Raw genomic sequence first — 24,476 nt, forward strand, 5'->3', positions numbered from 1 at the left:
TTGGATAATATAGTATCAATATAGAGTAAAAAACCATTATTTAACTTCACTGATCTCACTTAATTTTACACTTCAAAATAAAATATTTATGAGCATAAAATGGGAAGGCGTAATGCCAGCAGTAACAACTAAGTTTACAGAGAATGACGAATTAGATTTAAAAACATTTCTAATAAATATAAAAGCACAATTAGATGCTGGAGTTCATGGTATTGTTTTAGGTGGCACATTAGGAGAGGCAAGCACACTAAATGACAATGAAAAGCGCACTTTAACTAAAAAAACAGTCGCTTTTGTAAATGGTAAAGTACCTGTTTTAATTAACATCGCTGAGCAAAGTACCAAAGAGGCAATTCTATGCGCTAAAAAAGCTGAAGAAGATGGAGCACAAGGATTAATGCTACTACCTCCAATGCGCTATAAAGCTTGTGATACTGAGACTGTAGAATACTTTAAGGCTATTGCTAAAAGTACTTCTTTACCTATAATGATTTATAACAATCCTGTAGATTACAAAATTGAAGTCACTCTAGATATGTTTGAAGAACTTTTGGCGCATTGCCCAAATATTGAAGCTGTAAAAGAGTCGACAAGAGATATTACAAATATTACTAGAATAAAAAACAAATTTGGAGACCGACTTAAAATTATGACTGGTGTAGATACCGTTGCACTAGAAAGTTTAATTATGGGAGCTGATGGTTGGGTTGCTGGTTTAGTATGTGCATTCCCAAAAGAGACGGTTGCCATTTATGAACTACAGAAAGCAGGCAAAATTAAAGAGGCTATTGAAATTAACAGTTGGTTTATGCCATTGCTAGAGCTAGATATTAATCCTAAACTAGTACAAAACATTAAGCTCGCTGAAGTCTACACAAATATAGGTACAGAACATGTGAGAGCTCCTAGATTACCACTTTTTGGAGAGGAAAGGAAACAAGTCATAAATATTATTGAAAGTAGTTTAAAAACTAGACCTCAATTACCAGATTATAAAAATTTGTAATCTAATAACTTATCTTTATAACACTAAAAGAAGAAGAATTAATGATAACAGGAAAAAACTATATAGGAAATGATTTATCGGCTAAAGGCAACAAAAGCTATAGAACATTCAATCCTCAATTAAATATTGAAAACGAGACAACGTTCTCTGAAGCAACTTCTGCAGAAATTGGAATGGCATGCGATCTTGCTGAAAAGGCTTTTCATAGTTTCAAAACGTGTTCTGGAAAGGACAAAGCTTCATTTTTAAATGCAATTGCTGATGAAATATTAGCATTAGACGATGAACTCATTCAAACTTATTGTTCTGAAACCGGATTACCAGAAGGCAGAGCAAAAGGTGAACGCGGAAGAACAGTCGGACAATTACGAATGTTCGCTAATTTGGTAGAAGAAGGGTCTTGGGTAGAAGCAACAATAGATACAGCTCAACCAGATCGAGAGCCAATGCCAAGATCTGACATTCGAAAAATGTTGGTGCCATTAGGACCAGTTGTGGTTTTTGGTGCCAGTAACTTTCCTCTTGCCTACTCTACTGCAGGAGGTGATACAGCAGCAGCATTTGCAGCTGGTTGTCCTGTTATTGTAAAATCGCATCCTATGCATGCAGGCACAGGCGAATTAGTAGCTTCTGCCATAATTAAGGCAGCAGAAAAAACAGGAATGCCAAATGGAGTGTTTTCTAATATAAATTCCAGCGGAATTGATGTTGGTGTACAATTAGTAAAACATCCTAATGTAAAAGCAGTTGGTTTTACAGGAAGCATAAAAGGTGGTCGTGCATTATATGACACGGCATCTCAACGAAAAGAACCTATTCCAGTATTTGCAGAAATGGGAAGTATAAACCCAGTTATTATTTTGCCTGAAGCTTTAAAAAACAGAACAGATAGTTTAGCGAAAACCTATGCTAGTTCTATCACGTTAGGAACTGGTCAATTTTGTACAAATCCAGGATTACTATTAGGAATAAAAGGTGAAAATCTTACTAATTTCATTCATTCATTATCAAATGAAATTGTGAAAATTGAACCGTCTTGCATGTTGCATCCAAATATTATTGGTGCTTATGAAAACAATAGAAAAAATGCACTTTCTCAACCAGAATTAAATGTGGTTGCCGATTACCAATCTAATGTGCAAACCAATTATGCCAGACAAACGGTTACGACTGTCAAAGACTCAACATTTTTAGAAAACCCAACACTTCATCAAGAAGTTTTTGGACCTTATTCTATAGTTGTACAATGTGAGAATGCTGAACAGTTAGAAATAATAATTTCGCGTTTAGAAGGTCAATTAACAGGAACCTTAATTGCAGATAATGATGAAGCTTCAAACTATCCTGAGGTGATTTCTGCATTACAAAATCGTGTAGGTAGAGTTATTTTTAATGGAGTACCGACTGGTGTTGAAGTTTGTCCTTCAATGAATCATGGTGGTCCTTATCCATCGTCAACCGATAGTCGGTTTACAGCTGTTGGTATTCATTCTATAAAGCGTTGGGTTAGACCTTTTAGCTATCAAGACTGGCCAAATGAACTTTTACCAAATGAGCTTAAAAACGAAAACCCATTAGAAATTTCTCGACTAATAAATAACGAGCAAAAAACTGCTAAAATTTAAGTTATGGCAAAAAATACATTTGTTTGCATTGATGCACACACTTGTGGAAATCCCGTTAGAGTGATTAAAGAAGGTGGTCCAAAACTTATGGGTAAAACTATGAGTGAAAAACGCCAACATTTTTTAAAAGACTATGATTGGATTCGTAAAGGTTTAATGTTTGAACCTCGTGGACATGATATGATGAGTGGCAGTATTTTGTTTCCTCCTCATAACCCAAACAATGATTTTGCTATCCTTTTTATTGAAACTTCTGGTTGTTTACCAATGTGTGGTCATGGAACAATTGGCACTATTACTATAGCAATTGAAGAGGGTTTAATAAAGCCGAAAATTCCTGGAAAAATAAAAATGGAAGCTCCAGCTGGTTTAGTTGAAATCGAATTTCAGCAAACCAATAATAAAGTAGATTGGGTAAAATTGACCAACGTAAAAAGTTTTTTAGTAGCAGAAAATCTATCAATTGAATGCCCAGAATTAGGTAAAATAAAATTCGATGTTGCCTATGGCGGAAACTATTATGCTATTGTAGATCCTCAACAAAATTTCTCTGGTGTTCATGATTTTACAGCAGGACAAATTATTCAATTTTCGCAAATCGTCAGAGAGCGCATCAATGAAAAATATCCTAACCAGTTTATTCATCCTGAAAATAATACCATAAAAGATGTCACTCATATGTTATGGACAGGGAATCCAATTAACAAAGAATCTCATGGCAGAAATGCCGTATTTTATGGTGACAAAGCTATAGACAGAAGTCCATGTGGAACTGGTACCTCAGCTCGACTAGCACAATTATATGCTAAAGGAAAATTAAAAGTTGGTGAAGAGTTTATTCACGAGAGTTATATTGGCAGCACGTTTATTGGTTGTGTTGAAGAAGAAACAACTTTAGATGGAAAAATCGCCATTATACCAAGTATTAAAGGTTGGGCAAAAATATATGGGCATAATACTATTACAATTGATAGTGATGATGATCCTTATGCGTATGGATTTCAGGTAATTTAATATGGGGAAAAATGTAATTATCATTGGAGGCGGAATTATTGGGTTATGTTCAGCATATTATCTTCAAAAAGAAGGACATAAAGTTACCATAGTAGATCAATCTAATTTAGACACTGGAGCTTCCTATGTCAATGCAGGTTATTTATCTCCTAGTCATATTATTCCTTTATCTGCTCCAGGTGTTATGAAGAAAGGCATAAAATGGATGTTAGATTCTTCAAGTCCTTTGTATATAAAACCAAGATTAGATCTTGACTTTTTAAAATGGACTTGGGCATTTAATAAATCTTGCAATGCCAATCATGTAAAAAAAGCAGCACCAGTTATCAGAGACATTTCTGTTTTGAGTCAAAAGTTATATGAAGATATAAAGACTTCAGAAAACTTCACTTCACATTATGAAAAAAAAGGCCTTTTAATGCTTTGTAAAACTCAAAAAGCATTAGATGAAGAATTAGAATTGGCTGAAAAGGCTTCAGAACTTGGGTTAAGCGCAAGAGGAGTTAGTCCAAAGGAACTTAAAGAATTGGAACCAAATGTAGAAATCAATGCCCTTGGCGGCACATATTTTGAATGCGATCATCATTCTACTCCTCAGGAATTTATGACCGAAATGATTTCATATCTAAAGAAAGAGGGTGTTACGTTTTATATCAATGAAAAAGTTGAAGATATAGAGGTAAAAAACCAAAATATTACTGCCCTTAAAACCAACAAGCAAACTTTAATGGCAGATGAAATTATACTAGCAGCAGGTTCTTGGAGTTCATTTTTGAGTAAAAAGTTAGGTCTTAATTTATTATTACAAGCGGGAAAAGGGTATTGTATTAATACTGAAAGAGAGACTGGAATAACTATACCTGCAATTTTAGCAGAAGCCAAAACCGCAATTACACCAATGAATGGCTTTACCAGATTTGCCGGCACCATGGAAATCGCTGAAATTAACCACAACATTAATAAAAAAAGAGTTGAAGCAATTGCAAATGCAACTAGTAGCTATTATCCTAATCTAAAATTAACTCAAGACGAAAAAGATAATGTTGCTTGTGGTCTACGACCAGTTTCACCAGATGGCCTTCCCTACATAGGAAAATCTGCAAAATGTAAAAATCTAACAATTGCAACAGGTCATGCTATGATGGGCTGGAGCATGGGAACTGCAACAGGTAAGTTAGTGTCTGAAATTATCGATGATACTAAAACAACCATGAAAATAAATATCTTTAATCCTGATAGAAAATTTTAGTTATGCGTTACGATCAAATTCCAAACTCATTATTTGTTACAAATAGGAAAAACTTCATTAATAAGATGAAGCCTAATACTATCGCAATTCTCACATCGAATGATGTGAAACATAACAACGCAGACGATGTTATGGCATTTTCCCAAAATAATGACTTATTCTATCTCTGTGGTATTGACCAAGAAGATACACTTTTAGTTCTATATCCTGATGCTTACAAAAAAGAAAATCGTACGATTCTTTTTATCAAAGAAACAAACGAACATATTAAAATTTGGGATGGAGAAAAGTTAACTAAAGAACAAGCAACAAGTATTTCAGGAATTAAAAGAATTGAATGGGTTCAAGATTTTGAAATGCAATTACAGTATATGGCCTTTGAAGCAGATGGGTTTTATTTAGGACATAATGAACATTTAAAACGCTTAACAAAAGATCAGGAAACGCAACAAGATAGAATGATTAAATGGTGTAAGAAAAAATATCCTTTACACGAATATTATAGAGCCGCTAAAATTACAAGAGCTTTAAGACAAATAAAATCTCAAGAAGAAATAGCTCTTATGCAAAAGGCAGCAGATATTAGTGTCTCATCTTTTAAAAATGTTTTAAAAGCCTGTAAACCTAAAATTAAAGAATATGAATTAGAGGCTGAACTCTATTATAATTTAGTGAAGTTTGGCGCTACAAGACATGCTTTTCAACCCATAGTTGCTTCAGGTAAAAATGCATGTGCTCTGCATTATAATACAAATGATTCCGTTTGTAATGATGATGACATGATTCTATTAGATTTTGGAGTTTGCTATGCAAATTACAACAGTGATACCACACGATGCTTTCCTGTAAATGGAAGATTTACAGATAGACAAAAGGAAGTCTATTCCTCTGTTTTATATTGTTTAAAAGAAGGGAGTAAATTGCTGAAACCAGGAATGATTCATTCTGATTACGAAAAACAAATGACTACATTGGCTGAAAGTGAACTCATTAAATTAGGCTTATTAAATAAAGAAGATGTTGCTCTACAAAACCCAGAAAAACCACTTTACAAAAAATATTTTATGCATGGCACAGCACACCATATTGGTTTAGATGTGCATGATGTAGGATTATATTCAAGAACAATAGAAGAAGGTATGGTTTTTACTTGCGAACCTGGAATTTATATAGCTGAAGAAGGTATTGGGTGCCGACTTGAAAACGATTATCTAATTACTAGCACTGGAAATTTAAACCTAACCGAAGCTATGCCTATTGAAATTGATGATATTGAAAGATTAATGGAATAATTACCTTAATATAAATCCATCTTTCATTGGGTCTTTTGGATCAATAACAAAGGTTTGCATTCCTGTAATATATGCAGTTCCTTCAACTTGAGGAATAACAGCAGTAAATGGCCCATAATTTTCTTCAGAAACAACAGAACTTGTAAATACAGAATCTGTAATACTTTCAATAGTCATTGTTTCTTTAAGTCCAATTTCTTTCCTTGCTTTATGAATAGCCATGCGTCCAGAAACGCCTGATCCTGTTGGACAACGATCCACTTCACCTTCTGCAAAAACGCAAACATTTCTACTATCAATACCAGAAGTTTGCTTATTGTTATCAATGAAAATCGTTCCGTATAAAAAACTTAAATCATTTTCAAAAGGATGTAATATTTCCTTATCGGCATTCATTACCGCATGTTTAATACCCATTCCATTATTAATTAATGCTCTATATGAGTTTTTAGATAAATCGAAATTAAATTCATTTTTTGCAATATCTACATAAGCATAAAATGCACCACCATAAGCCAAATCATAAGTTACGTTCCCCAAACCATCTACATCTACAGTCCTATCTAAGCCAACAACAAAACTAGGCACACAATGAAACCGTACTCCAGTTACCTTACCATTTTTCACATTGGCATACGAAGTTATTCTTCCACAAGGCGCATCGATTTCAAGCACATTATCACCTTCAATAACCGAAATCCAATTCATTTCTACTGCCAATGTCGAAATGGCAATAATAGCATGACCACACATAGTTGAATAGCCTTCGTTATGTAAAAACAAAATACCAAAATCACCTTCATCATCATTTGGAGGAACTATTATACAACCATACATATCTGCATGTCCTCTAGGCTCAAACATTAGTGAAGTTCGTACATAATCATAATTATCTTTACAATACCTTCTGTATTCTAACACTGAATTTCCTTTAAGTTCTGGAAAACCATCTATAATTACTCGAAGTGGTTCTCCGCCTGTATGCATATCAATAGTTTTAATTTGCAGCCAATCTTTTGGTGGAGTAAACTGTGTTTTTGCTAAGATATTTTGATACGTTGATTTAGACATTTGTGAATTTTTTATAATAATAATTTGCTGCTACAAGATCTTCCAAAGCATGGCCAACAGATTTAAATACTGTTATTTCAGTATCGTTTGTTCTACCATTTTTTATTTTAGAACATAGATCAAATAAATCAGCTTTAATATCTGATTTTTCAAGTATGCCTTCCTGCATAGGAATAACTATATCTCCACTTTCTTTTAAACCTCCTTCAAATGTATCTACAAAAACAGAAGCCTTTGACATAAGATTATTATCTGCTTCTCTCATATCTTTTTTATACGATCCTACAAGATCTATATGCTGTCCTGGTTGCATATAGTCTCCTAAAACCAAAGGTGTTTTAGATAAGGTTGCACATGAGACAATATCTACATTAGATATTTGTTCTTCAATAAATTTAACAGGCAAAATATTAAATGTTGCATCAGCAAATTCATTACATACTGATTTCGATTTTTCATAATTTCTTCCCCAAACATAAACTTGCTTTATTGGTCTAACAGACGCATGAGCTTTAATAAGGTTAGCAGAAAGTGCTCCTGTACCTATCATTAACATTGAAGATGCGTCTTTTTTTGACAAGAATGTAGATGCTAATGCTGAGGCAGACGCTGTTCGTTTTACGGTTAAACTCTTAGCGTCTAAGAGCGCTTTTAATTCTCCGGAAATAGCATCTAAATAAATATAAATCCCATTAATTGATGGTAAATTAAACTGACCATTTTCTGGACTAACAGTTACCACTTTTACACCAGCGTTTTTACTTGGATTCCAAGCTGGCATCAACAAAAGGGTTGAGTCCTTATTGACACTTGGGTTAGGAAAATCATGATGATGACGAAACGGAACAATAATATCCTTCGTAGAAAACCCTTTCTTTAACTCGCTGATTAAATTCGGAAAATCCGTGTACTCTTCTATAAATTTAGATTCAATTAATTTTACATTTTTCATGCCTTAATAGGATGTATGTAATTTATTTTTTCAACCAACTATCAATAATACTATAAATGGATTCTTGAGTTTTAGAATCGAAGCTCTTAATTCTAGTTTTATGATCTCCTTGAGGTTTCACAAACTTATACAATTCCCTTTTTTCAGAAGTACTATTTAATTCTACAGCAGTTGCACTCCAAGCGTCATATTCTCCATATATAAATAGCATGTTTTCTGCAGAATTATCTAAATAAGACTTAATTTCTTGCATAGGTTTTAAGTCGAACTTTTTTGAGATTCCTTCTGGAAATGCCCAATCAAACTTAAAAATTTTGTCTGTTCCAAAATAATCTTTAAATGGAGCTGTTTCATAACCATATATACCTTGTTCGGTTAAGGCTGCCCAAAAATACGGCTGCAAACCATCAACTGCCTTTTCTTCAAAAAAACCATAACCAACAACATCTATTAAATGTTTATAAATGCCTTCTGTAGAAATTCCATTTTGCGGAATAATTCCAACCGGAATTCCCCATTGCCAAAAAGCAAACGAATATTCTAATATTGTATAGTCAATTGCATTTTCCACTCCAAATTCCCACGTCATTTCTTTACTAGCTGCTTCAGCTTTCATAAGCTGTAATAAAGCGTCCCGATTCTCAAAGCATAAATTCTGGAAAGCAGCAACTTTATCTCTGTCTGCTTTAGTTGCAACAGTTTTTAAAAACTTATAAACTCTAGAGTCTTCTCGTTTATAATTTAAGGGACCAACATAACAAACACTAGCATCTACATTATTCGGAAAAAACCTGCGATGTGCCATAGTTGTTTGGCAACCTTTTGATATTCCAGTTGTAACAAATTTTGCTTTTGGAAACAATGCTTCTCTAATTGTGTTTATAATAGTTGTCTGATCCTTTGCCGCGTTTTCTATAGTTAGAGTATTCCAATCTATGGTTTCTGGTCTTGAATTATTAAAGTAACGATGCTCAATAGTTAATTGATTTGCATTATAATGCGAAGACAATTCACCAGCCTTATCAGTATAAATACCGTAGCCTTGTAACTCAACAATAACAGGTAAAGTATCATTTTCAAAACCTAATAAAACACGTTGTTTAAAAGTACCTTTTGACAAATCATTATGATTAACTGGCTGTTCAAACCATATTTCATAATTTTCATCAAAATGACTTGTTTTTTCTTTCTTTTCAATACTTAAAACATTGTCAATAGATGCCAATTTTTCGAAATTAGAAACATTTCGTTGTGGCATTACAATATCTTGAGTTGTTTTACAACTACTAAAAATTAGTGTTGAAAATAGGATGTAAATAAGATAATTGTTTTTCATGTATAACTTAATTTTTATATAGTGCTTTTAAATATCTTATCCATATTATTCGATGATTAAGACTATTATTTAGCGTTATAAAAATACAGCAATCAAATTAAAATCTTTTCACCTAGATAGATAGTTTTAAAAAATCTTTTTAGCTCATCTAATTATTTAAAATTGGTTTCAAAAAATAGTATATTAGCTTGTTTGATTTTCGTCAAAGAACAACTAATTTTTATTAAAAAATCAACAAATCAATGTGTGAACATAATAAAGAACAATTCATGAAAGAAGCTGTAAACGCAGCTCTAAGAGGAATGAATAACAATGAAGGAGGTCCATTTGGCTGCGTCGTAGTTAAAGACGGAAAAATCGTAGGAAGAGGAAATAATAAAGTGACTTCAACTAATGATCCAACTGCTCATGCAGAAGTCACAGCAATTAGAGATGCTTGTAAAAATCTAAACTCGTTTCAGTTAGACGGTTGTGAAATTTATACCTCTTGCGAACCATGTCCAATGTGCTTAGGTGCTATTTATTGGGCGCGACCAGATAAAGTATATTACGGAAGTAATCAAGTAGATGCTGCAAATATTGGTTTTGATGATGAGTTTATCTATAAAGAAATTCCTTTACCTTACGAAAAAAGAAGCATACCTTTTGAGCAGTTAGCTCGTGAGATTGCTTTAGAGCCTTTTCAAGAATGGTCTAGAAAAGAAGATAAGACTGAGTATTAAATTATAGATTACGTCAGTTCGAGTTTTTCGAATGAGCGAGAAGTGTATCGAGAACCTTTATCACAACAAAAGCTTCTCGATACAAAATTCCAAAAAAAAAGGAATTTCACTCGAAGTGACAATAGAGTAAAGTTAAGTTTTTAGTTCTCTTGTGAAAAGAACTATTGAGAACCAATTGAAGCATATGATAACCTTCATATTAAATAACAAAACCATCACCACTTCAGAACATTCTGGAATGACCTTATTAGATTTTGTACGCTACGAACAACGCCTTACAGGAACCAAAATTGGTTGTCGCGAAGGTGATTGCGCTGCTTGTACAGTTTTAGTTGGAGAACTGAAAGATAATACTATAGAATACCAAAGTATTACCTCTTGTATTTCTCCTTTAGGAAATGTACACGGTAAACATATTGTAACCGTTGAAGGCACCAATCTTGAAGATAAATTAACGACAGCCCAAGAAGCTATGAAAGCAAATTACGCCACACAATGTGGATTTTGCACACCTGGTTTTGTAGTGTCATTAACGGGTTTTGCGCTGTCAAACTCAGAAAAAAATCATAGTAATGCGCTCGATGCTATTAGTGGTAATATTTGTCGTTGCACAGGCTACAAAGCCATTGAAAAAGCTGCCCATCAAGTGGTTAAAAAACTAGAGTATCAAGAGAAACCTTCTTTTAATTGGTTAATTAAAAACGGATTTATTCCAGATTATTTTAAAGACATTCCCAAACAATTAAAAGATTTAGAAGCCAAAGATAGAAATCAGCCCAAAGGGAAATATGTCTCTGGCGGAACAGATTTATATGTGCAACAAGCCGATCATTTGGCAGATAACGATGTACATCTTATTGCAGAAAAAGATTACTTAAAAGGGATTACTATTGAAAATGGAATTTGTACTATTGGAACTAATGCTACGGTTTCAGATTTATGGAATCACACAGAAATCAACAGCTATTTCCCGAACTTAAAAAAACATCTAAAACTAGTGTCTTCGGAGCAAATTAGAAACATGGCCTCTCTAGGTGGAAATTTTGTAAATGCCTCTCCTATTGGAGATATGACTATATTCTTTTTAGCGCTCAAGAGTGATATTACAATTACAACTGATAACGAAGAAGAGCGTCATCTTCTATTCAAACAATTCTATAAGGGTTATAAAACTTACGATTTAAAAGATAATGAACTTTTAAAAGAAATCAGTTTCAAATTGCCAACTAAACACTCATTATTCAATTTCGAAAAAGTATGTAAACGAACACATTTAGATATTGCTAGTGTGAATTCTGCAATACAGCTTTCTGTTGAAAACGAAATAATTTCAGAAGCACATGTTTCTATTGGAGGCGTTGCTGCAATTCCAAAATATTTAAACAAAACCTCAGCTTTTTTAACAGGAAAACTGTTGACCTCAGAAACCATATTAGAAGCTAGCGAAATCCTTCAAAAAGAAATTAATCCAATTAGCGATGTTCGTGGTACAAGTGATTATAAACGTTTGCTCGCTAGACAATTATTTTTTGCGCATTTTACTGAGTTATTCCCAAAGCAATTCACCTTAAACGATTTTGTTCAGCATGCATAAAAATAAATCAAATACTGCTCTCAATTCTAAGTTAGATGCTGTTTCTATAGCGCTTAAGCAAAGTATTAAAAACTTAGATTCGTATACACACGTTCGTGGTGAATCCTTGTATGTTGATGATGTAAATGTGCGACAAGGTACATTCCACGCAGTGGTTTTTGATTCGCCAAAAGCACACGGAAAAATAAAGCATATCGATTATTCTGAAGCTGAAGCTTTGGAAGGTGTTGAACGTATTTTTACGTATAAAGACATTCCTGGCGAAAACGAAATTGGTGGCATCATAAAAGATGAACCTTTATTTGCGGAAGGAGAAGTTCATTTTTGGGGAATGCCAATTGCACTTATTGTTGCAAAATCTGAATTTATTGCCAGAAAAGCGAGAGGTTTAATAGAAATTGATATTGAAGAATTACCAGTTATCACAACTGCAAAACAAGCCAAAGCAAAAGGTAGTTTTATCAATGCTCCTAGATCATTTAGTCTAGGCGATGCTGAAAACGCATTTAAGGATTGTGAGTATGTTTTTGAAGGCGAGACCTTCTCTAACGGACAAGAACATTTATACATTGAAGCACAAGGTGCATATGCTGAACCCTTAGAAAATGGCAATATAAAAATCACATCATCTACACAAGGACCAACAGCTGTTCAAAAAACGGTTGCCAATGTGCTTGGTATTGCTATGCATAAAATTGAAGTTGATGTGACACGTTTAGGTGGTGGATTTGGTGGTAAAGAAGACCAAGCGACGCCTTGGGCAGTGATGGCAGCTTTAGCGACTTATCATTTAAATCAGTCCGTAAAATTAATACTGAATCGTCATGACGATTTACGAATGACTGGCAAACGCCATCCTTATGAGAGCACTTATAAAATTGGTTTATCCAAGGACTTAAAAATATTAGCTTACGAAGCAGAATTTCTTCAGAATTCAGGAGCGGCAGCTGATTTATCACCTGCTATTGCTGAACGCACTTTGTTTCATGCCACAAATAGCTATTATGTTCCTAATGTAACAACGACGGTGATTAGTTGTAAAACCAACTTACCACCAAACACAGCTTTTAGAGGTTTTGGTGGACCACAAGGCATGTTTGTTATAGAATCGGCAATTGCAAAAGCAGCTTCAGAAATTGGTGTGAATCCAAGAGAAATTCAAGAAGCGAACTTGTTAGATGAAAATGACACGTTTTCTTATGGACAAATTGCCAAAAAAGTAGAAGCTAAAAACACTTGGGATTCCGCAAAATTACTATTCAATAGTGAAGCTTTAGAACGCGACGTTGAAGAATTCAACAAGAACAATTCAAGCTTTAAAAAAGGTATTGCTTTTATGCCTATTTGCTTTGGTATTTCATTTACCAATACACCGATGAATCATGCTCGTGCTTTGGTCCATATTTATCTAGATGGTAGTGTTGGTATAAGTACAGCAGCTGTAGAAATGGGACAAGGAGTGAATACAAAAATGATGCAAATTGCAGCGCAAGTGTTTTCAATTCCGATAGAAAAAATTAAGATTGAAACGACCAATACTACTCGAGTTGCCAACACTTCTCCTTCGGCAGCGAGTTCTACTGCTGATTTAAACGGAAAAGCAACGTTGATGGCTTGCAATTCATTATTAGAACGATTAAAACTAGTCGCATCTGAAGATTTAAATTCGAAACCAGAACACATTGAACTTAAGGATGAGTTCATTTATATAAATAATAAAAAATCTGAATTATCTTGGACAGCACTAATCAGCAGTGCCATGCTAAAACGTGTGGCTTTAACTGAAAATGCACATTACGCAACACCTGAAATTCACTTTGATAAAACCAAAGAAAAAGGACATCCTTTTGCCTATCATGTTTACGGCACAGCGATTACAACTGTTACTCTAGATTGTACTCGTGGTACTTACGAGTTTGATTCGGTAAAGATTGTTCATGATTATGGAAAAAGCATGAGTGAAGGTATTGACTTAGGACAAGTTGAAGGTGCACTTGCCCAAGGCATTGGTTGGATGACTATGGAAGAGATTTCTTATAATGATGAAGGTCGATTACTTTCAAATGCTTTATCAACTTATAAGATTCCTGATATATTTTCGGTTCCTAAAGAAGTTGAAGTTATTCCTGTAGAAACTGAAGGCAATGATATGGCAATTTTAAAATCTAAAGCTGTTGGTGAGCCACCTTTAATGTATGGTATTGGTGCTTATTTTGCGATTCAGAATGCGATGAAAGCATTTAATCCAAACTATGATTTAAAATTCCATGCACCAATTACTCCAGAAAAGGTCCTGATGAGTTTATACAAAAACAATAAGGTATAAACGATTATGGAAACACAAATCAACGAACAAGTCTTTGAGACATTTCCAAAGTTAGAAAGCGAAAGACTGTTTTTTAGAGCCTATAAAAAAAGTGATGCTCAAACACTTTTAAATCTTAGAAGCCATGCAGCAGTTTCGAAGTATATGGATACCTCAATTCCGAAACATATTGAAGACACTAAAAAGAGAATTGAAGGTTATCATAATGCCTTTGATGAAAATAAAGGTATTACATGGGCAATTATAGAAAAAAGCAGCAATATACCTATAGGTGATTTTGGTATTTGGCAAATTGACAAGAAAAATGCTAGAGGAGAGATTGGTTATATTTTACATCCTGATTTTTGGGGAAAAGGATACATGACTGAAACTATAAATACTTTAATCCGTTTTGGGTTTAATGATTTAAATCTTCATAGCTATACAGCCAATGTCAATACTGAAAATGAAAACTCTAAAGCCTTACTGCTTAAACTTGGGTTTAAATTAGAGGCATATTTTAGGGAAAATTTCTATTACGATGGTCAATTTTTAGATAGTGAAATCTATTGCTTGCTTAAGTCAGATATTGAATAATCATAATCTATGACAGAATTTTTTATTTATAGTAAACGTTGCTTTATCAATGATAAATTCATTGAGTCCACACTTCATATAAAAAACAATAAAATTCATTGTATTCATTCTGGAATTTATAAGGCGTCGAAGATTCCTTTCTTAGATTATACCAATCTCATTGTTATGCCTGGTATTATTGATGCACATGTTCACATTAATGAGCCTGGACGAGAGACTTGGGAAGGTTTTGATACTGCTACAAAAGCTGCTGCAATTGGAGGAGTAACAACATTAATAGAAATGCCTTTAAATGCGAGTCCTGTTACAACCAATATTGACGCTTTCAAACTAAAACAAGAGGCCTCAAAGGGCAAACTTCATGTTAATTGCGGGTTTTATGGAGGCGTTATTCCTTCAAATAAAGCTGATATTGAAGGTTTGATTAATGCTGGTGTTTTTGGAATTAAAGGGTTTCTAACCCATTCGGGAATTGATGAGTTTCCTAATGTTTCAAAAACAGATTTGGAAGCTATTGCTCCTATATTAAAACAATACAACATTCCATTATTATTGCATTGTGAATTAGCTGATGATAATGTACCTGAAGTCGTAAATCCAAAAAGCTATCATGAGTATATACAATCACGACCTCAACATTGGGAAACTAATGCAATCAATTTAGCCTTAGAGATTCAAAAACAATTTGATATTAAAGTACATATCGTTCACCTTTCTGCTTCGGCAGGTATTGAACGCATAAAACAACGCAAAGAAAAAACAGATAAGCTGACAGTAGAAACCTGTCCGCAGTATTTATATTTTAATGCTGAAGAAATTCCAGATGCATCACCAATTTTTAAATGTGCTCCACCAATTAGAGAAAAAGCTAATAATGATAAGCTTTGGACTTTTTTATTAGACGATGGTTTTAATTTTTTAGCATCAGACCACTCACCTGCTCCACCTGAACGTAAACAGTTAGAGAGTGGTGATTTCTTTAAAGCTTGGGGAGGAATTTCAGGATTACAATTCACACTTCCTGTAGTGTATTCAGAAAGTAAAAAAAGAGGGTTACAAATTGAAAAACTAATCTCATTACTCACAAAAAAACCTGCTGAATTTTTAGGTATTGATAGTGAAAAAGGTGCTTTAGTAGCTGGATTTGATGCAGATATTACAGTTTGGGATGATTTGGAAGAACTTGTAATTTCAGAAGATTCTATTCAACATAAGCATAAGGCAACACCTTATTTAAACGAAATGGTTTTTGGAAAAGTAATTCATACATTTGTTAATGGTGCTCATGTGGTTGAAAATTCAAAATTGAAGAATTTAAGAGCTGGAAGGATATTACTTAAAGAATGAGTTGTCCAATCAAATTAAAAAATAAATGATAGAAGATAAATTAAAACAATATACAGATCTTGCTTCAGAGAAAATTGGAGGACAAGTATTATACTCTACTGACGATTTTTTTGCCGAAAAAGAAAATCTAATTAAAGAAGGTCGAGGCATATTTATTGCCGATAAATATACTGATAGAGGGAAATGGATGGACGGCTGGGAATCTAGACGTAAACGTACTTCTGGACATGATTGGGCAATTTTAAAATTAGGCGCTGAAGGAAGAATTAAAGGTTTTGATATAGATACTAATCACTTCTTAGGTAACCATCCACCTTTTGCATCTGTTGAAGCTATTAATTTAGATAATGACATTTCTGATTGGGCAAATGCTGACGAATTAGAATGGGAAGAAATTTTACCAAAATCACCATTAGATCCTGGAAGTCAACACTTTATTGAAATTAATTCGGATAAAGTTTTTACACATGTTCGCCTTCATATCTTTCCAGATGGTGGAGTTGCTCGTTTTAGAGTTTATGGTGAGGTTTACAAAGATTGGTCTAAGGTAAATTCTGAAGATTTAATTGACTTGGCATTAGTAAACAACTGCGGAAAAGCATTGCATTGCAACGATATGTTCTTTAGCATTATGGATAATCTTATCTCTCCTACTACTGGTAAAAACATGGGAGATGGTTGGGAAACCAAACGTAACCGAACACCTAATAATGAAGATTTTGTAATCTTACGTCTAGGTCATCCAGGAATGATTCATAAAATAATTGTAGATACGAAGCATTTTAAAGGTAACTATCCTGACTCTTGCGCGATTGATGTTTGCAGTTGTGACAGTGATGATGATGTTTTAAATGGTAAACACGAATGGAAATCCTTATTACCACAGCAAAAACTAGAAGCAGATCAAGAACATCATTTCGAAAAAGAAGTTATACCAACTCAACAACCCGTCACTCATGTTAAGTTGAAAATTTATCCTGATGGAGGCATCAGTAGATTGCGTATTCTTGGAACTATTAAATAAATTGAATGATTGAAGTAATTTTACTTATAGCTTGGCTTGTTATTTTTTCTATAATAGTTGCTGCTACCTATCAATTACATCATTCTATTAAAGAACTGAAAGTTGAAGGAAATTATGAAAAAGCTGATGTCATTCAAACTTCTCAAAACTGGTTTTATGCTTTAATAGTAATCGCCTCTGTTTGTGGTATTGGCATCTTGTATCTTTTTCTTAAAGGAACCATTTACGAAAGCCACTTTTTTGAATGGTTAAATCTAACCGTTAGACTTATCCATATTACCTTTGGTATTGCTTGGATTGGAGCTTCATTTTACTTTGTGTTTTTAGAAAATGCCTTGAACAGAACTGAAGGTGTAAGAGACGAATTAGCTGGAAATTTATGGGCAGTTCATGGTGGTGGTTTTTACTATGTTGAAAAATATAAACTCGCACCAAAAAAAATTCCGAAGCATTTACATTGGTTTAAATATGAAGCTTACTTTACTTGGTTATCTGGTTTTTGTTTGCTTGCGATAGTTTATTATTTTAATGCAAGTTCTTATTTAATCGATCCAGAAGTTTTAGATCTTCTGCCATCAACTGCAATAACAATTAGTATAAGTTCCTTAATTATCGGTTGGGTTTTATACGATCAAATCTGTAAACTATTAAGCAATAATAAAGTCGTATTTACTTTATCTATTACAGCTTTAGTTTTTCTTTTTGCTTGGTTCTATGCACAAGTATTTAGTGGTAGAGCTGCTTATATTCACTTTGGTGCTTTCCTGGGAACATTAATGGCAGCCAACGTGTTTTTTACTATAATTCCAGGTCAAAAACGAATGGTTGCTGCAGCAAAAAAAGGATTACCACCTAATCCTGAAGATGGCAAAGCCGCATTTTTAAGATCGTATACTAATAATTATTTTACGCTTCCAGTATTGTTTGTGATGATTAGCAATCACTTTCCAAGTACATTTGGAAATAGCTACCAATGGCTAGTACTTATTGGGATTACTTTAGGAACAGCTGGTGTAAAACATTATTTAAATGTTAGAGAGAAAGGCGAACTATCTGTTTGGGTAATGCCAATTTCTGTAATTATTCTATTTGGAATGGCATTTATGACCGCTCCTACACCTCCAAAATATGAAAATTGCCAAGAAATTGTTTCCTTTACAGAAGTTCAAACTATTATAAATAATAGATGTACGGCTTGTCATTCATCAAATCCTACAGATGCTATATGGAAAGTAGCACCAAATGGAGTGAAATATGATACTGCAGACCAGATTTATAATTTACGAGATAAGATTTTTCAACGGGTAGTTGTGAGTAAGAATATGCCATTTAACAACAACCAAACCCAAATGACAAAAGAAGAACGCGATATGATTAATTGCTGGATTAATCAAGGTGCACCAAAATAGAAATTATGAAGATTAAAAACACCATATTATTTATTTTAATGATAATTTTCATGTCATGTGATGGTGTTTCTCATAACAAAACAACTTTTGCTTTAAATGGTTTTCTAGGTCAACAAGAAATAATCTATGAAACAATGAACGCAAGAATCTATCTTGGATATGAAGATTTAAAAGAGTACTTTGATAACAAAGGTTTATGTGAAAGGTGTTCTTATAATTCCTTTCCGTTTATACATGATTCAACTTATAGTCAATTCATAAGTTATTCAAAATCCTTTGGTGAAAATCCAATTGTTATTCCTGATACACTTGCAACAAAACTGAAATCAACTGAAAATGATTTAACACGAGTAAAAGATGATAAACATATTTACTATGAATTGTCTGAAGATATAAGTTCAATCTTGATAGAATTTGCGACCTTAGGAAAACTTAAAGTCTTTGATAAATATTCTAATAAATTTGTAAAAGAAATTGTCATTGATGAAGTTGATACAAAAACTGAAACACAAGGTTGTCCTAAATGGACAGATATTAATATCACTTTAACTAATGAATCAATAATTCTATCTGAACCTTTCGGATGTAAATCTTAATCCAATATGATAACATTAAATCAACTTAATTCCCTTTCTGAAAAAGATATTTTTTCAAAATTAGAGCAATGTTGTGTTTCTAAGACTTGGGTTAATAGTTTAATAGCAAGTAGACCGTTTTCCTCTGAAAATGAGCTGATAAAAAAAGCAGCTTCTATTTGGTATAACGATTGTTCTGTTGAAGATTTTAAAGACGCATTTACTGGTCATCCAAAAATAGGAAATGTAGATAGCTTAAAAGAGAAGTTTGCGCATACAGCAGAATGGGCAGGAAACGAGCAATCTAAGGTTGCTGGAGCTGATATGGAAACGATTGAAGCGCTAGCCAAGGCAAATGAATTATACGAAGACAAATTTGGTTACATTTTCATCGTTAGTGCCAGCGGAAAATCAGCCGAAGAAATGTTAGCCATTGTAAATTCTAGATTGAACCATAATACAGATGATGAAATTTATGTTGCCATGAACGAGCAGCATAAAATCACAGTGATACGCCTTGTTAAACTTATAGAAGGTTTATCTGCAAACGCAGATTTAAGCAGTCATTTAACAACACATGCTCTTGACACATCAATAGGATCACCAGCAAAACATATGCTCATCACCTTAAAAGGCATGCGCGATAATCAATGGAAACCTATGAGTGTTGGTATTACCAATACTGATGGTAGAATTTCAGATGTATTACCTCCTGGAATACTTTTAGATCCTGGAGTTTACAGTATGACTTTTGACACCGCAAATTATTACAAAAATAATAACCAAAAAGGCTTTTATCCTGAAGCTTCAATTCAATTTAAAGTCACTGATGGTAGCCATTATCATATTCCATTATTAATTAATCCATTTGGATACTCAACTTATAGAGGAAGTTAGAGTTAAATATTTAATAGGTCTCGACTACGCTCGACCTGACAATAGCAAAATTACCATTAAGATGTCTCCTCGAGCGCAGTCGAGAGGTCATAAAATAAAATTACAAGCATGAATTTAAGTATTTCAGAAGATAAAAAAGCGAACATTTTTGACGATTTAAAAACGGCAAATCAAGCGTTCAATAAAATATACAGAGGAGACAGAGAAGACAGACAACCCATTCATACGGTTTATGGTGGTGCAAATCTTTTCAAATCAAATACAACACAAGTTTTAGGATCTATTGCATTAAAATCATTAGTACATTATGCTCCTAATTGTATTGAATTTGGTAAAGCCTTTAAATTAAAAGGAAGCAAGAAACTACCTTCAAAAAACAAAAAGCAACTAAAACTCATAAAAGAATTAGAAGGCTTATCTAAAGAAGACTTAAAAAATCATCCAGCAGGATTTTCATATAACATCTACCAAAAAGTAATTGCAAAATTAGAAACAGAAGGTGTTGAAGATTTTAGAATTGATTTTGAAGATGGTTTCGGTAATCGTTCAGATAAAGAAGAAGATGATACTGCAGTTTTTGCGGCAAAGCAAGTTGCTATGGGAATTAAAGACCAAACGCTTTCTCCTTTCATAGGTATTCGTATTAAACCATTTACCGAAGAATTAAAACATCGTGGACAAAGAACACTCGATTTGTTCTTAACCACACTCTTAACAGAAACCAACGGAATATTACCAAACAATTTTATAGTAATGCTACCTAAAGTGACCATTCCAGAACAAATTGTAGCCTTGGTATCCTTTTTTGAAGTGATAGAAGAAAAATTCAATTTAGAATCTGGAACGCTCAAAATGGAGATGATGGTAGAGACCACACAATCTATTATGGATCATAATGGAACAAATCCATTGTTCAGATTTATAGCAGCAAGTAAAGGACGTTGTATTGCAACTCATTTTGGAACGTATGATTATACGGCTTCTAATAATATTACTGCATCCTATCAAGAAATGGATCATGATGTTTGTGATTTTGCACATTATACGACAAAAGTTGCGCTCGCACATACAGGTATTTGGTTATCTGATGGTGCAACTAACACGATGCCAATTGGACCACATCGTGGCGATTTAACTGAAGCTCAAGAAGAAGAGAACAAAAAAGTTGTTCATCGTGCTTGGTTAAAAGGATATGAACATATTCGACATTCATTATATAAAGGTTTATACCAAGGTTGGGATTTAAATCCTGCGCAATTACCAATGCGATACACTGCGGTTTACGCGTTCTTTTTAGAAAGTTATGATGATGCCGTGTTACGTTTAAAAACCTTTGTAGAAAAAGCTGCTCAAGCCACTTTAATTGGTGATACATTTGATGATGCTGCAACAGGACAAGGTCTATTAAATTACTTCTTAAAAGCCTTAAATAGCGGAGCCATTACTATTGACGAAGTCTTAGCTACTGGATTAACTTTAGATGAAATTAGAACACGTTCATTTGCGAAGATTTTAAAAGATAGACGTGCTAAATTGAAGTAACAAATTCCTGCGAAAGTAGGAATCTCATTTATAATCAAAGTGGATTCCGCATCAAGTGCGGAATGACAAATCATTTTAATATTTCTAAATCTTCCTTCCTTAAAACTGAATATTGAGAAATATTATAATGCTCAATAATTTCACTTAATAAAGATTCGCGAACAACTAAAATAATATGATGAGATTTACTATTCTCATGCTGAATAACTATGTGTTTAGCTGAATCATGTAAACCTACATTTTTAAGTTCAAGCTTACCAAGCTCATCAACAATTAAGTATGAATAGTCTCTTTTTTCATTACAATGAACTAAATAATCATTCGCGTTCTGAAAAGATGACTTTAAAAATTGAAATGGTCCTATTGAAACTATATTATCCTCTTCAGTATTAGTATTAGCTGCAAGAGGATAGCTGTTTTTAGATTTAATATTTAAGAAATAGCGCTTTCCTTTGTCATCATCAGGGCACAACACACCATCTGTATCGCTTCGATTTTTACACCAATCTAAAAGCGCAGTTGTCTTTCCTATTCTAATATCACCAGTTAGAATATAAATCATTCTGAAGGCACTTTAAAATGAATACAATTAGAGATGCTATTCGCCATAAAATATTTAAAACGTGTGTAGCCTTTTAAATGCTTTGTTTCTTGCCAAGTGTATGATAAAATCTGTCTAAAATATGGAAACAAATCCATAGCATTAGCAACATCTTCTTTGTACTGTGATTCTTTTTTATTCAAGTATTTGCGAATCAACTTAAGAAGAAATGGTCCTAAAACTAAATACCAAAGCATTAAAATTAAGAAGCTCCGTAATAAAACATAAATGGCTTTTTGCCATCCAAAAAGAGTTCCTCCAAAAACTGAAAATGCCAAAACAATAACTGCGACAACTATTAGCCAAACCCATATCGCTTTAGCTTTAAAAGACAACTTTCCTTTTCTATCTTCCGAAGTATTAATCTCACCATCCAAGTAAAAACAAACTTCCTTTTGATTGGCAATAATCTCAACAATGCTTTTAATAAAAAACCCAGCTAAAAATCCACATATGCCATAAACTACAAGGTAAACTATTATTAAAGCAGTAGATGTCGAGGTTTCTGAGATAAAATTCAACTTCTTCTGAACCCAAGTTCCATAAATATTTATAGCCTCCCATAATTCTGTGCCATAAACAATAGTTAATATTAATAATTTCTGAAGTGCAGACTCTAAAAAGGTAACCATACCTAAAATAATGATTGTTGCTCCTTTCCATGAAAACTTTGAAAACAAGAACGCACCAAATACCGCTTGAAAACTAACTGCCACGTAAGCTCCAAAAGGTGAATATGGGCTCACAGCCATTTTTATAATCAATACAATAACTAAGGCTTTTAAAATTGCTTGCCATTTATTCTCAGCATAATAAGCTATTAAACTAATGAGCAGAATGGCAATACCACCAACAATTAACCCTGTAAATGGTGTGTTAAAAACGTGTAAAAACCCACCTAAACCAGATTCATTTAGCGCCCAAAGTGCTGTTAATTTATCTATTATGGATTTATTGTTCTTCATTTATTCAGCAGTAGCTTGGTAATGCACTTGAAGTAATTGTGCCACAACACTAATTGCAATTTCTTTTGGTGTATCTCCACCAATTGGTAATCCTATTGGGCAAACCACATTGGTCATACCTTCTTTAATTTTCATTTCGTTTATAAGCATATTATTAAAACGTGCTTTTTTTGTTTTACTACCAATTAATCCTAAAAATTTAGTTTCGTTTTGCAATGCCATCGCAATAATATCAAAATCTATAGCATGATTGTGAGTCAACGCAATAACATAACAGTTTTTTCCCCAACAAACAGCATCTCTAAAGGTTTTGAAGTCAATTTCACTTACTTCACATGGATTTATACTTGGGTCTAATTCTTTTTCAGAAAACCAATCTGTTCTTGAGTCAATAAGCTTGACTTTAAATGGAGTTCCAACCAATAAATTGGAAATTTCTTGTCCGATATGTCCTGCTCCAAATAAAAATAATTCTGGTGATTGATTCATAGGTTCTATTATAAATTCAACTTTTCCTCCACAACATTGTTCAAACTCTGGTCCTAAGGTATAACCAGATTCAATTATTTTATTTTCATTAAGTGCTTTAATTGCTTGATCGATGGCTAAAAACTCTAGTTTACCACCACCAATTGTCCCATAAAACTCTTTATTTTCTGTAATTATCATCCGCGAACCCAACACGCAAGGTGTTGAACCATAACACTTAGTTACAGTAACAAGTGCAACAGGTTGTTGTTGCTTTTTAAATTCTGATAAAAGTTCTATCCAATTCTTCATTCCATACAAAAAAGAGAATTTAAATGTAAGGCTTTTTTAAGAGAAGATAACTTCAATTATAAAAACAAGACTTAAAACAATTGTTAGCTATTTTTAATTTAAAATATTTAAGTTTTTCTGTAATCTTTAAGAATTAACTTCGACAAAAAGTGCTATATTGATTTTTCGTAAATTTCATAAAATAACTATAAATGTCTAAGACTTATTACGATCCAGCAGATCTAAGAAAATTTGGAAATATCACAGAATGGGATGAGGAACTTGGTAACAAGTTTTTTGAATATTATGGAAAAGTGTTTGAAGAAGGCGCCTTAACTGCACGTGAGAAATCATTGATTGCCTTAGCTGTATCTCATACAGAACAATGTCCTTATTGCATTGATGCATACACCAAAGATACTTTGCAACGTGGCGTAACGAAAGAAGAAATGATGGAAGCCATACATGTTGGAGCTGCTATAAAAAGTGGAGCGACTTTAGTGCATGGTGTGCAAATGATGAATAAGGTTAATAAATTAGATGGTTAACCCTAAACCCAATCCTATCTTAATCACTTAAGTAATACTAAGACAA

At 33.3% G+C, this 24,476-nt stretch carries 22 protein-coding genes; 16 read left to right on the forward strand and 6 right to left on the reverse strand.

Annotated features, from left to right (window positions below; translation table 11 throughout):
- Positions 1 to 88 precede the first annotated feature (88 nt).
- From QZZ53_RS07720 to QZZ53_RS07740, 5 genes are read left to right on the forward strand one after another with little or no spacing between them, the layout of a single operon-like run.
- Positions 89 to 1,006, forward strand: a complete 918-nt coding sequence (locus tag QZZ53_RS07720; RefSeq protein ID WP_296383268.1) for a dihydrodipicolinate synthase family protein — start codon at positions 89 to 91, stop codon at positions 1,004 to 1,006.
- Between the two features lie 41 nt (positions 1,007 to 1,047).
- Entirely contained in the window at positions 1,048 to 2,631 is a 1,584-nt protein-coding gene (locus tag QZZ53_RS07725; RefSeq protein WP_296383271.1) for an aldehyde dehydrogenase (NADP(+)), read from the forward strand.
- 3 nt (positions 2,632 to 2,634) lie between these two features.
- A complete protein-coding gene (locus tag QZZ53_RS07730) occupies positions 2,635 to 3,645 on the forward strand; it encodes a 4-hydroxyproline epimerase (protein ID WP_296383273.1) in 1,011 nt (336 codons plus the stop codon).
- A 1-nt stretch (position 3,646) separates the two neighbouring features.
- Entirely contained in the window at positions 3,647 to 4,894 is a 1,248-nt protein-coding gene (locus QZZ53_RS07735) for an FAD-dependent oxidoreductase (RefSeq protein ID WP_296383274.1), read from the forward strand.
- A gap of 2 nt (positions 4,895 to 4,896) precedes the next feature.
- Positions 4,897 to 6,186, forward strand: coding sequence for an aminopeptidase P N-terminal domain-containing protein (locus QZZ53_RS07740; RefSeq protein WP_296383276.1), 1,290 nt, complete (start codon positions 4,897 to 4,899; stop codon positions 6,184 to 6,186).
- Here QZZ53_RS07740 and QZZ53_RS07745 read toward each other — a convergent pair whose 3' ends face one another.
- The 3 genes from QZZ53_RS07745 to QZZ53_RS07755 are packed head-to-tail and all read right to left on the reverse strand — an operon-like array spanning position 6,187 to position 9,545.
- Positions 6,187 to 7,257, reverse strand: coding sequence for a proline racemase family protein (locus QZZ53_RS07745; protein ID WP_296383278.1), 1,071 nt, complete (start codon positions 7,255 to 7,257; stop codon positions 6,187 to 6,189).
- On the reverse strand, positions 7,250 to 8,209 hold the full coding sequence (locus tag QZZ53_RS07750; protein WP_296383280.1) for an ornithine cyclodeaminase family protein: 960 nt from the start codon (positions 8,207 to 8,209) through the stop codon (positions 7,250 to 7,252). The genes QZZ53_RS07745 and QZZ53_RS07750 overlap by 8 nt, the downstream gene beginning before the upstream one ends.
- A gap of 22 nt (positions 8,210 to 8,231) precedes the next feature.
- Positions 8,232 to 9,545, reverse strand: coding sequence for a S28 family serine protease (locus QZZ53_RS07755; protein ID WP_296383282.1), 1,314 nt, complete (start codon positions 9,543 to 9,545; stop codon positions 8,232 to 8,234).
- Between the two features lie 242 nt (positions 9,546 to 9,787).
- Here QZZ53_RS07755 and QZZ53_RS07760 point away from each other — a divergent pair, with 242 nt between their 5' ends.
- From QZZ53_RS07760 to QZZ53_RS07805, 10 genes are all read left to right on the forward strand, one after another.
- Positions 9,788 to 10,267 carry a nucleoside deaminase gene (locus tag QZZ53_RS07760; protein WP_296383284.1) on the forward strand — a complete coding sequence of 160 codons (480 nt, stop codon included), beginning with the start codon at positions 9,788 to 9,790 and terminating at the stop codon, positions 10,265 to 10,267.
- Positions 10,268 to 10,451: 184 nt separating this feature from the next.
- Positions 10,452 to 11,861 carry an FAD binding domain-containing protein gene (locus tag QZZ53_RS07765; protein ID WP_296383286.1) on the forward strand — a complete coding sequence of 470 codons (1,410 nt, stop codon included), beginning with the start codon at positions 10,452 to 10,454 and terminating at the stop codon, positions 11,859 to 11,861.
- Positions 11,854 to 14,187 carry a molybdopterin cofactor-binding domain-containing protein gene (locus QZZ53_RS07770; protein ID WP_296383289.1) on the forward strand — a complete coding sequence of 778 codons (2,334 nt, stop codon included), beginning with the start codon at positions 11,854 to 11,856 and terminating at the stop codon, positions 14,185 to 14,187. Before QZZ53_RS07765 ends, QZZ53_RS07770 begins: the two co-directional genes overlap by 8 nt.
- A 6-nt stretch (positions 14,188 to 14,193) precedes the next feature.
- Positions 14,194 to 14,763 carry a GNAT family N-acetyltransferase gene (locus tag QZZ53_RS07775; protein WP_296383290.1) on the forward strand — a complete coding sequence of 190 codons (570 nt, stop codon included), beginning with the start codon at positions 14,194 to 14,196 and terminating at the stop codon, positions 14,761 to 14,763.
- A gap of 9 nt (positions 14,764 to 14,772) precedes the next feature.
- A complete protein-coding gene (gene allB / locus QZZ53_RS07780; protein WP_296383291.1) occupies positions 14,773 to 16,110 on the forward strand; it encodes an allantoinase AllB in 1,338 nt (445 codons plus the stop codon).
- Positions 16,111 to 16,135: 25 nt separating this feature from the next.
- The gene (gene alc / locus QZZ53_RS07785) at positions 16,136 to 17,134 is read left to right on the forward strand and encodes an allantoicase (RefSeq protein ID WP_296383293.1); all 999 of its coding nucleotides are present in this window, start codon (positions 16,136 to 16,138) and stop codon (positions 17,132 to 17,134) included.
- Positions 17,135 to 17,139: 5 nt separating this feature from the next.
- Positions 17,140 to 18,543 (forward strand): urate hydroxylase PuuD, encoded by a 1,404-nt coding sequence (locus QZZ53_RS07790; protein WP_296383295.1) that lies wholly within the window; start codon positions 17,140 to 17,142, stop codon positions 18,541 to 18,543.
- Positions 18,544 to 18,548: 5 nt separating this feature from the next.
- Entirely contained in the window at positions 18,549 to 19,139 is a 591-nt protein-coding gene (locus QZZ53_RS07795) for a hypothetical protein (RefSeq protein WP_296383296.1), read from the forward strand.
- A 6-nt stretch (positions 19,140 to 19,145) separates the two neighbouring features.
- Positions 19,146 to 20,015, forward strand: a complete 870-nt coding sequence (uraD, locus tag QZZ53_RS07800) for a 2-oxo-4-hydroxy-4-carboxy-5-ureidoimidazoline decarboxylase (RefSeq protein WP_296383297.1) — start codon at positions 19,146 to 19,148, stop codon at positions 20,013 to 20,015.
- Positions 20,016 to 20,123: 108 nt separating this feature from the next.
- Positions 20,124 to 21,557 (forward strand): aldolase/citrate lyase family protein, encoded by a 1,434-nt coding sequence (locus QZZ53_RS07805; protein WP_296383299.1) that lies wholly within the window; start codon positions 20,124 to 20,126, stop codon positions 21,555 to 21,557.
- A 70-nt stretch (positions 21,558 to 21,627) separates the two neighbouring features.
- On the opposite strand, the gene QZZ53_RS07810 is transcribed toward QZZ53_RS07805, so the two are convergent.
- Genes QZZ53_RS07810 through xdhC form a run of 3 tightly spaced genes read right to left on the reverse strand, consistent with a single transcriptional unit; the run spans position 21,628 to position 23,903 of the window.
- Positions 21,628 to 22,119 carry a nucleoside-triphosphatase gene (locus QZZ53_RS07810; protein WP_296383302.1) on the reverse strand — a complete coding sequence of 164 codons (492 nt, stop codon included), beginning with the start codon at positions 22,117 to 22,119 and terminating at the stop codon, positions 21,628 to 21,630.
- Positions 22,116 to 23,123, reverse strand: coding sequence for a hypothetical protein (locus QZZ53_RS07815; RefSeq protein ID WP_296383304.1), 1,008 nt, complete (start codon positions 23,121 to 23,123; stop codon positions 22,116 to 22,118). Before QZZ53_RS07815 ends, QZZ53_RS07810 begins: the two co-directional genes overlap by 4 nt.
- On the reverse strand, positions 23,124 to 23,903 hold the full coding sequence (xdhC, locus tag QZZ53_RS07820; RefSeq protein WP_296383305.1) for a xanthine dehydrogenase accessory protein XdhC: 780 nt from the start codon (positions 23,901 to 23,903) through the stop codon (positions 23,124 to 23,126).
- A gap of 191 nt (positions 23,904 to 24,094) precedes the next feature.
- Here xdhC and QZZ53_RS07825 point away from each other — a divergent pair, with 191 nt between their 5' ends.
- The gene (locus QZZ53_RS07825) at positions 24,095 to 24,430 is read left to right on the forward strand and encodes an arsenosugar biosynthesis-associated peroxidase-like protein (RefSeq protein ID WP_045471498.1); all 336 of its coding nucleotides are present in this window, start codon (positions 24,095 to 24,097) and stop codon (positions 24,428 to 24,430) included.
- The last annotated feature ends 46 nt before the right edge of the window (positions 24,431 to 24,476 follow it).

It is taken from the genome of Winogradskyella sp., from assembly GCF_016744625.1.
Lineage (GTDB): Bacteria > Bacteroidota > Bacteroidia > Flavobacteriales > Flavobacteriaceae > Winogradskyella.

Excerpts from the sequence above, each read along its gene's own strand:
- QZZ53_RS07720 (WP_296383268.1), top strand. The coding sequence starts at position 89 with ATGAGCATAAAATGGGAAGGCGTAATGCCAGCAGTAACAACTAAGTTT.
- QZZ53_RS07725 (WP_296383271.1), top strand. The coding sequence starts at position 1,048 with ATGATAACAGGAAAAAACTATATAGGAAATGATTTATCGGCTAAAGGC.
- QZZ53_RS07730 (WP_296383273.1), top strand. The coding sequence starts at position 2,635 with ATGGCAAAAAATACATTTGTTTGCATTGATGCACACACTTGTGGAAAT.
- QZZ53_RS07735 (WP_296383274.1), top strand. The coding sequence starts at position 3,647 with ATGGGGAAAAATGTAATTATCATTGGAGGCGGAATTATTGGGTTATGT.
- QZZ53_RS07740 (WP_296383276.1), top strand. The coding sequence starts at position 4,897 with ATGCGTTACGATCAAATTCCAAACTCATTATTTGTTACAAATAGGAAA.
- QZZ53_RS07745 (WP_296383278.1), bottom strand. The coding sequence starts at position 7,257 with ATGTCTAAATCAACGTATCAAAATATCTTAGCAAAAACACAGTTTACT.
- QZZ53_RS07750 (WP_296383280.1), bottom strand. The coding sequence starts at position 8,209 with ATGAAAAATGTAAAATTAATTGAATCTAAATTTATAGAAGAGTACACG.
- QZZ53_RS07755 (WP_296383282.1), bottom strand. The coding sequence starts at position 9,545 with ATGAAAAACAATTATCTTATTTACATCCTATTTTCAACACTAATTTTT.
- QZZ53_RS07760 (WP_296383284.1), top strand. The coding sequence starts at position 9,788 with ATGTGTGAACATAATAAAGAACAATTCATGAAAGAAGCTGTAAACGCA.
- QZZ53_RS07765 (WP_296383286.1), top strand. The coding sequence starts at position 10,452 with ATGATAACCTTCATATTAAATAACAAAACCATCACCACTTCAGAACAT.
- QZZ53_RS07770 (WP_296383289.1), top strand. The coding sequence starts at position 11,854 with ATGCATAAAAATAAATCAAATACTGCTCTCAATTCTAAGTTAGATGCT.
- QZZ53_RS07775 (WP_296383290.1), top strand. The coding sequence starts at position 14,194 with ATGGAAACACAAATCAACGAACAAGTCTTTGAGACATTTCCAAAGTTA.
- allB (WP_296383291.1), top strand. The coding sequence starts at position 14,773 with ATGACAGAATTTTTTATTTATAGTAAACGTTGCTTTATCAATGATAAA.
- alc (WP_296383293.1), top strand. The coding sequence starts at position 16,136 with ATGATAGAAGATAAATTAAAACAATATACAGATCTTGCTTCAGAGAAA.
- QZZ53_RS07790 (WP_296383295.1), top strand. The coding sequence starts at position 17,140 with ATGATTGAAGTAATTTTACTTATAGCTTGGCTTGTTATTTTTTCTATA.
- QZZ53_RS07795 (WP_296383296.1), top strand. The coding sequence starts at position 18,549 with ATGAAGATTAAAAACACCATATTATTTATTTTAATGATAATTTTCATG.
- uraD (WP_296383297.1), top strand. The coding sequence starts at position 19,146 with ATGATAACATTAAATCAACTTAATTCCCTTTCTGAAAAAGATATTTTT.
- QZZ53_RS07805 (WP_296383299.1), top strand. The coding sequence starts at position 20,124 with ATGAATTTAAGTATTTCAGAAGATAAAAAAGCGAACATTTTTGACGAT.
- QZZ53_RS07810 (WP_296383302.1), bottom strand. The coding sequence starts at position 22,119 with ATGATTTATATTCTAACTGGTGATATTAGAATAGGAAAGACAACTGCG.
- QZZ53_RS07815 (WP_296383304.1), bottom strand. The coding sequence starts at position 23,123 with ATGAAGAACAATAAATCCATAATAGATAAATTAACAGCACTTTGGGCG.
- xdhC (WP_296383305.1), bottom strand. The coding sequence starts at position 23,903 with ATGAAGAATTGGATAGAACTTTTATCAGAATTTAAAAAGCAACAACAA.
- QZZ53_RS07825 (WP_045471498.1), top strand. The coding sequence starts at position 24,095 with ATGTCTAAGACTTATTACGATCCAGCAGATCTAAGAAAATTTGGAAAT.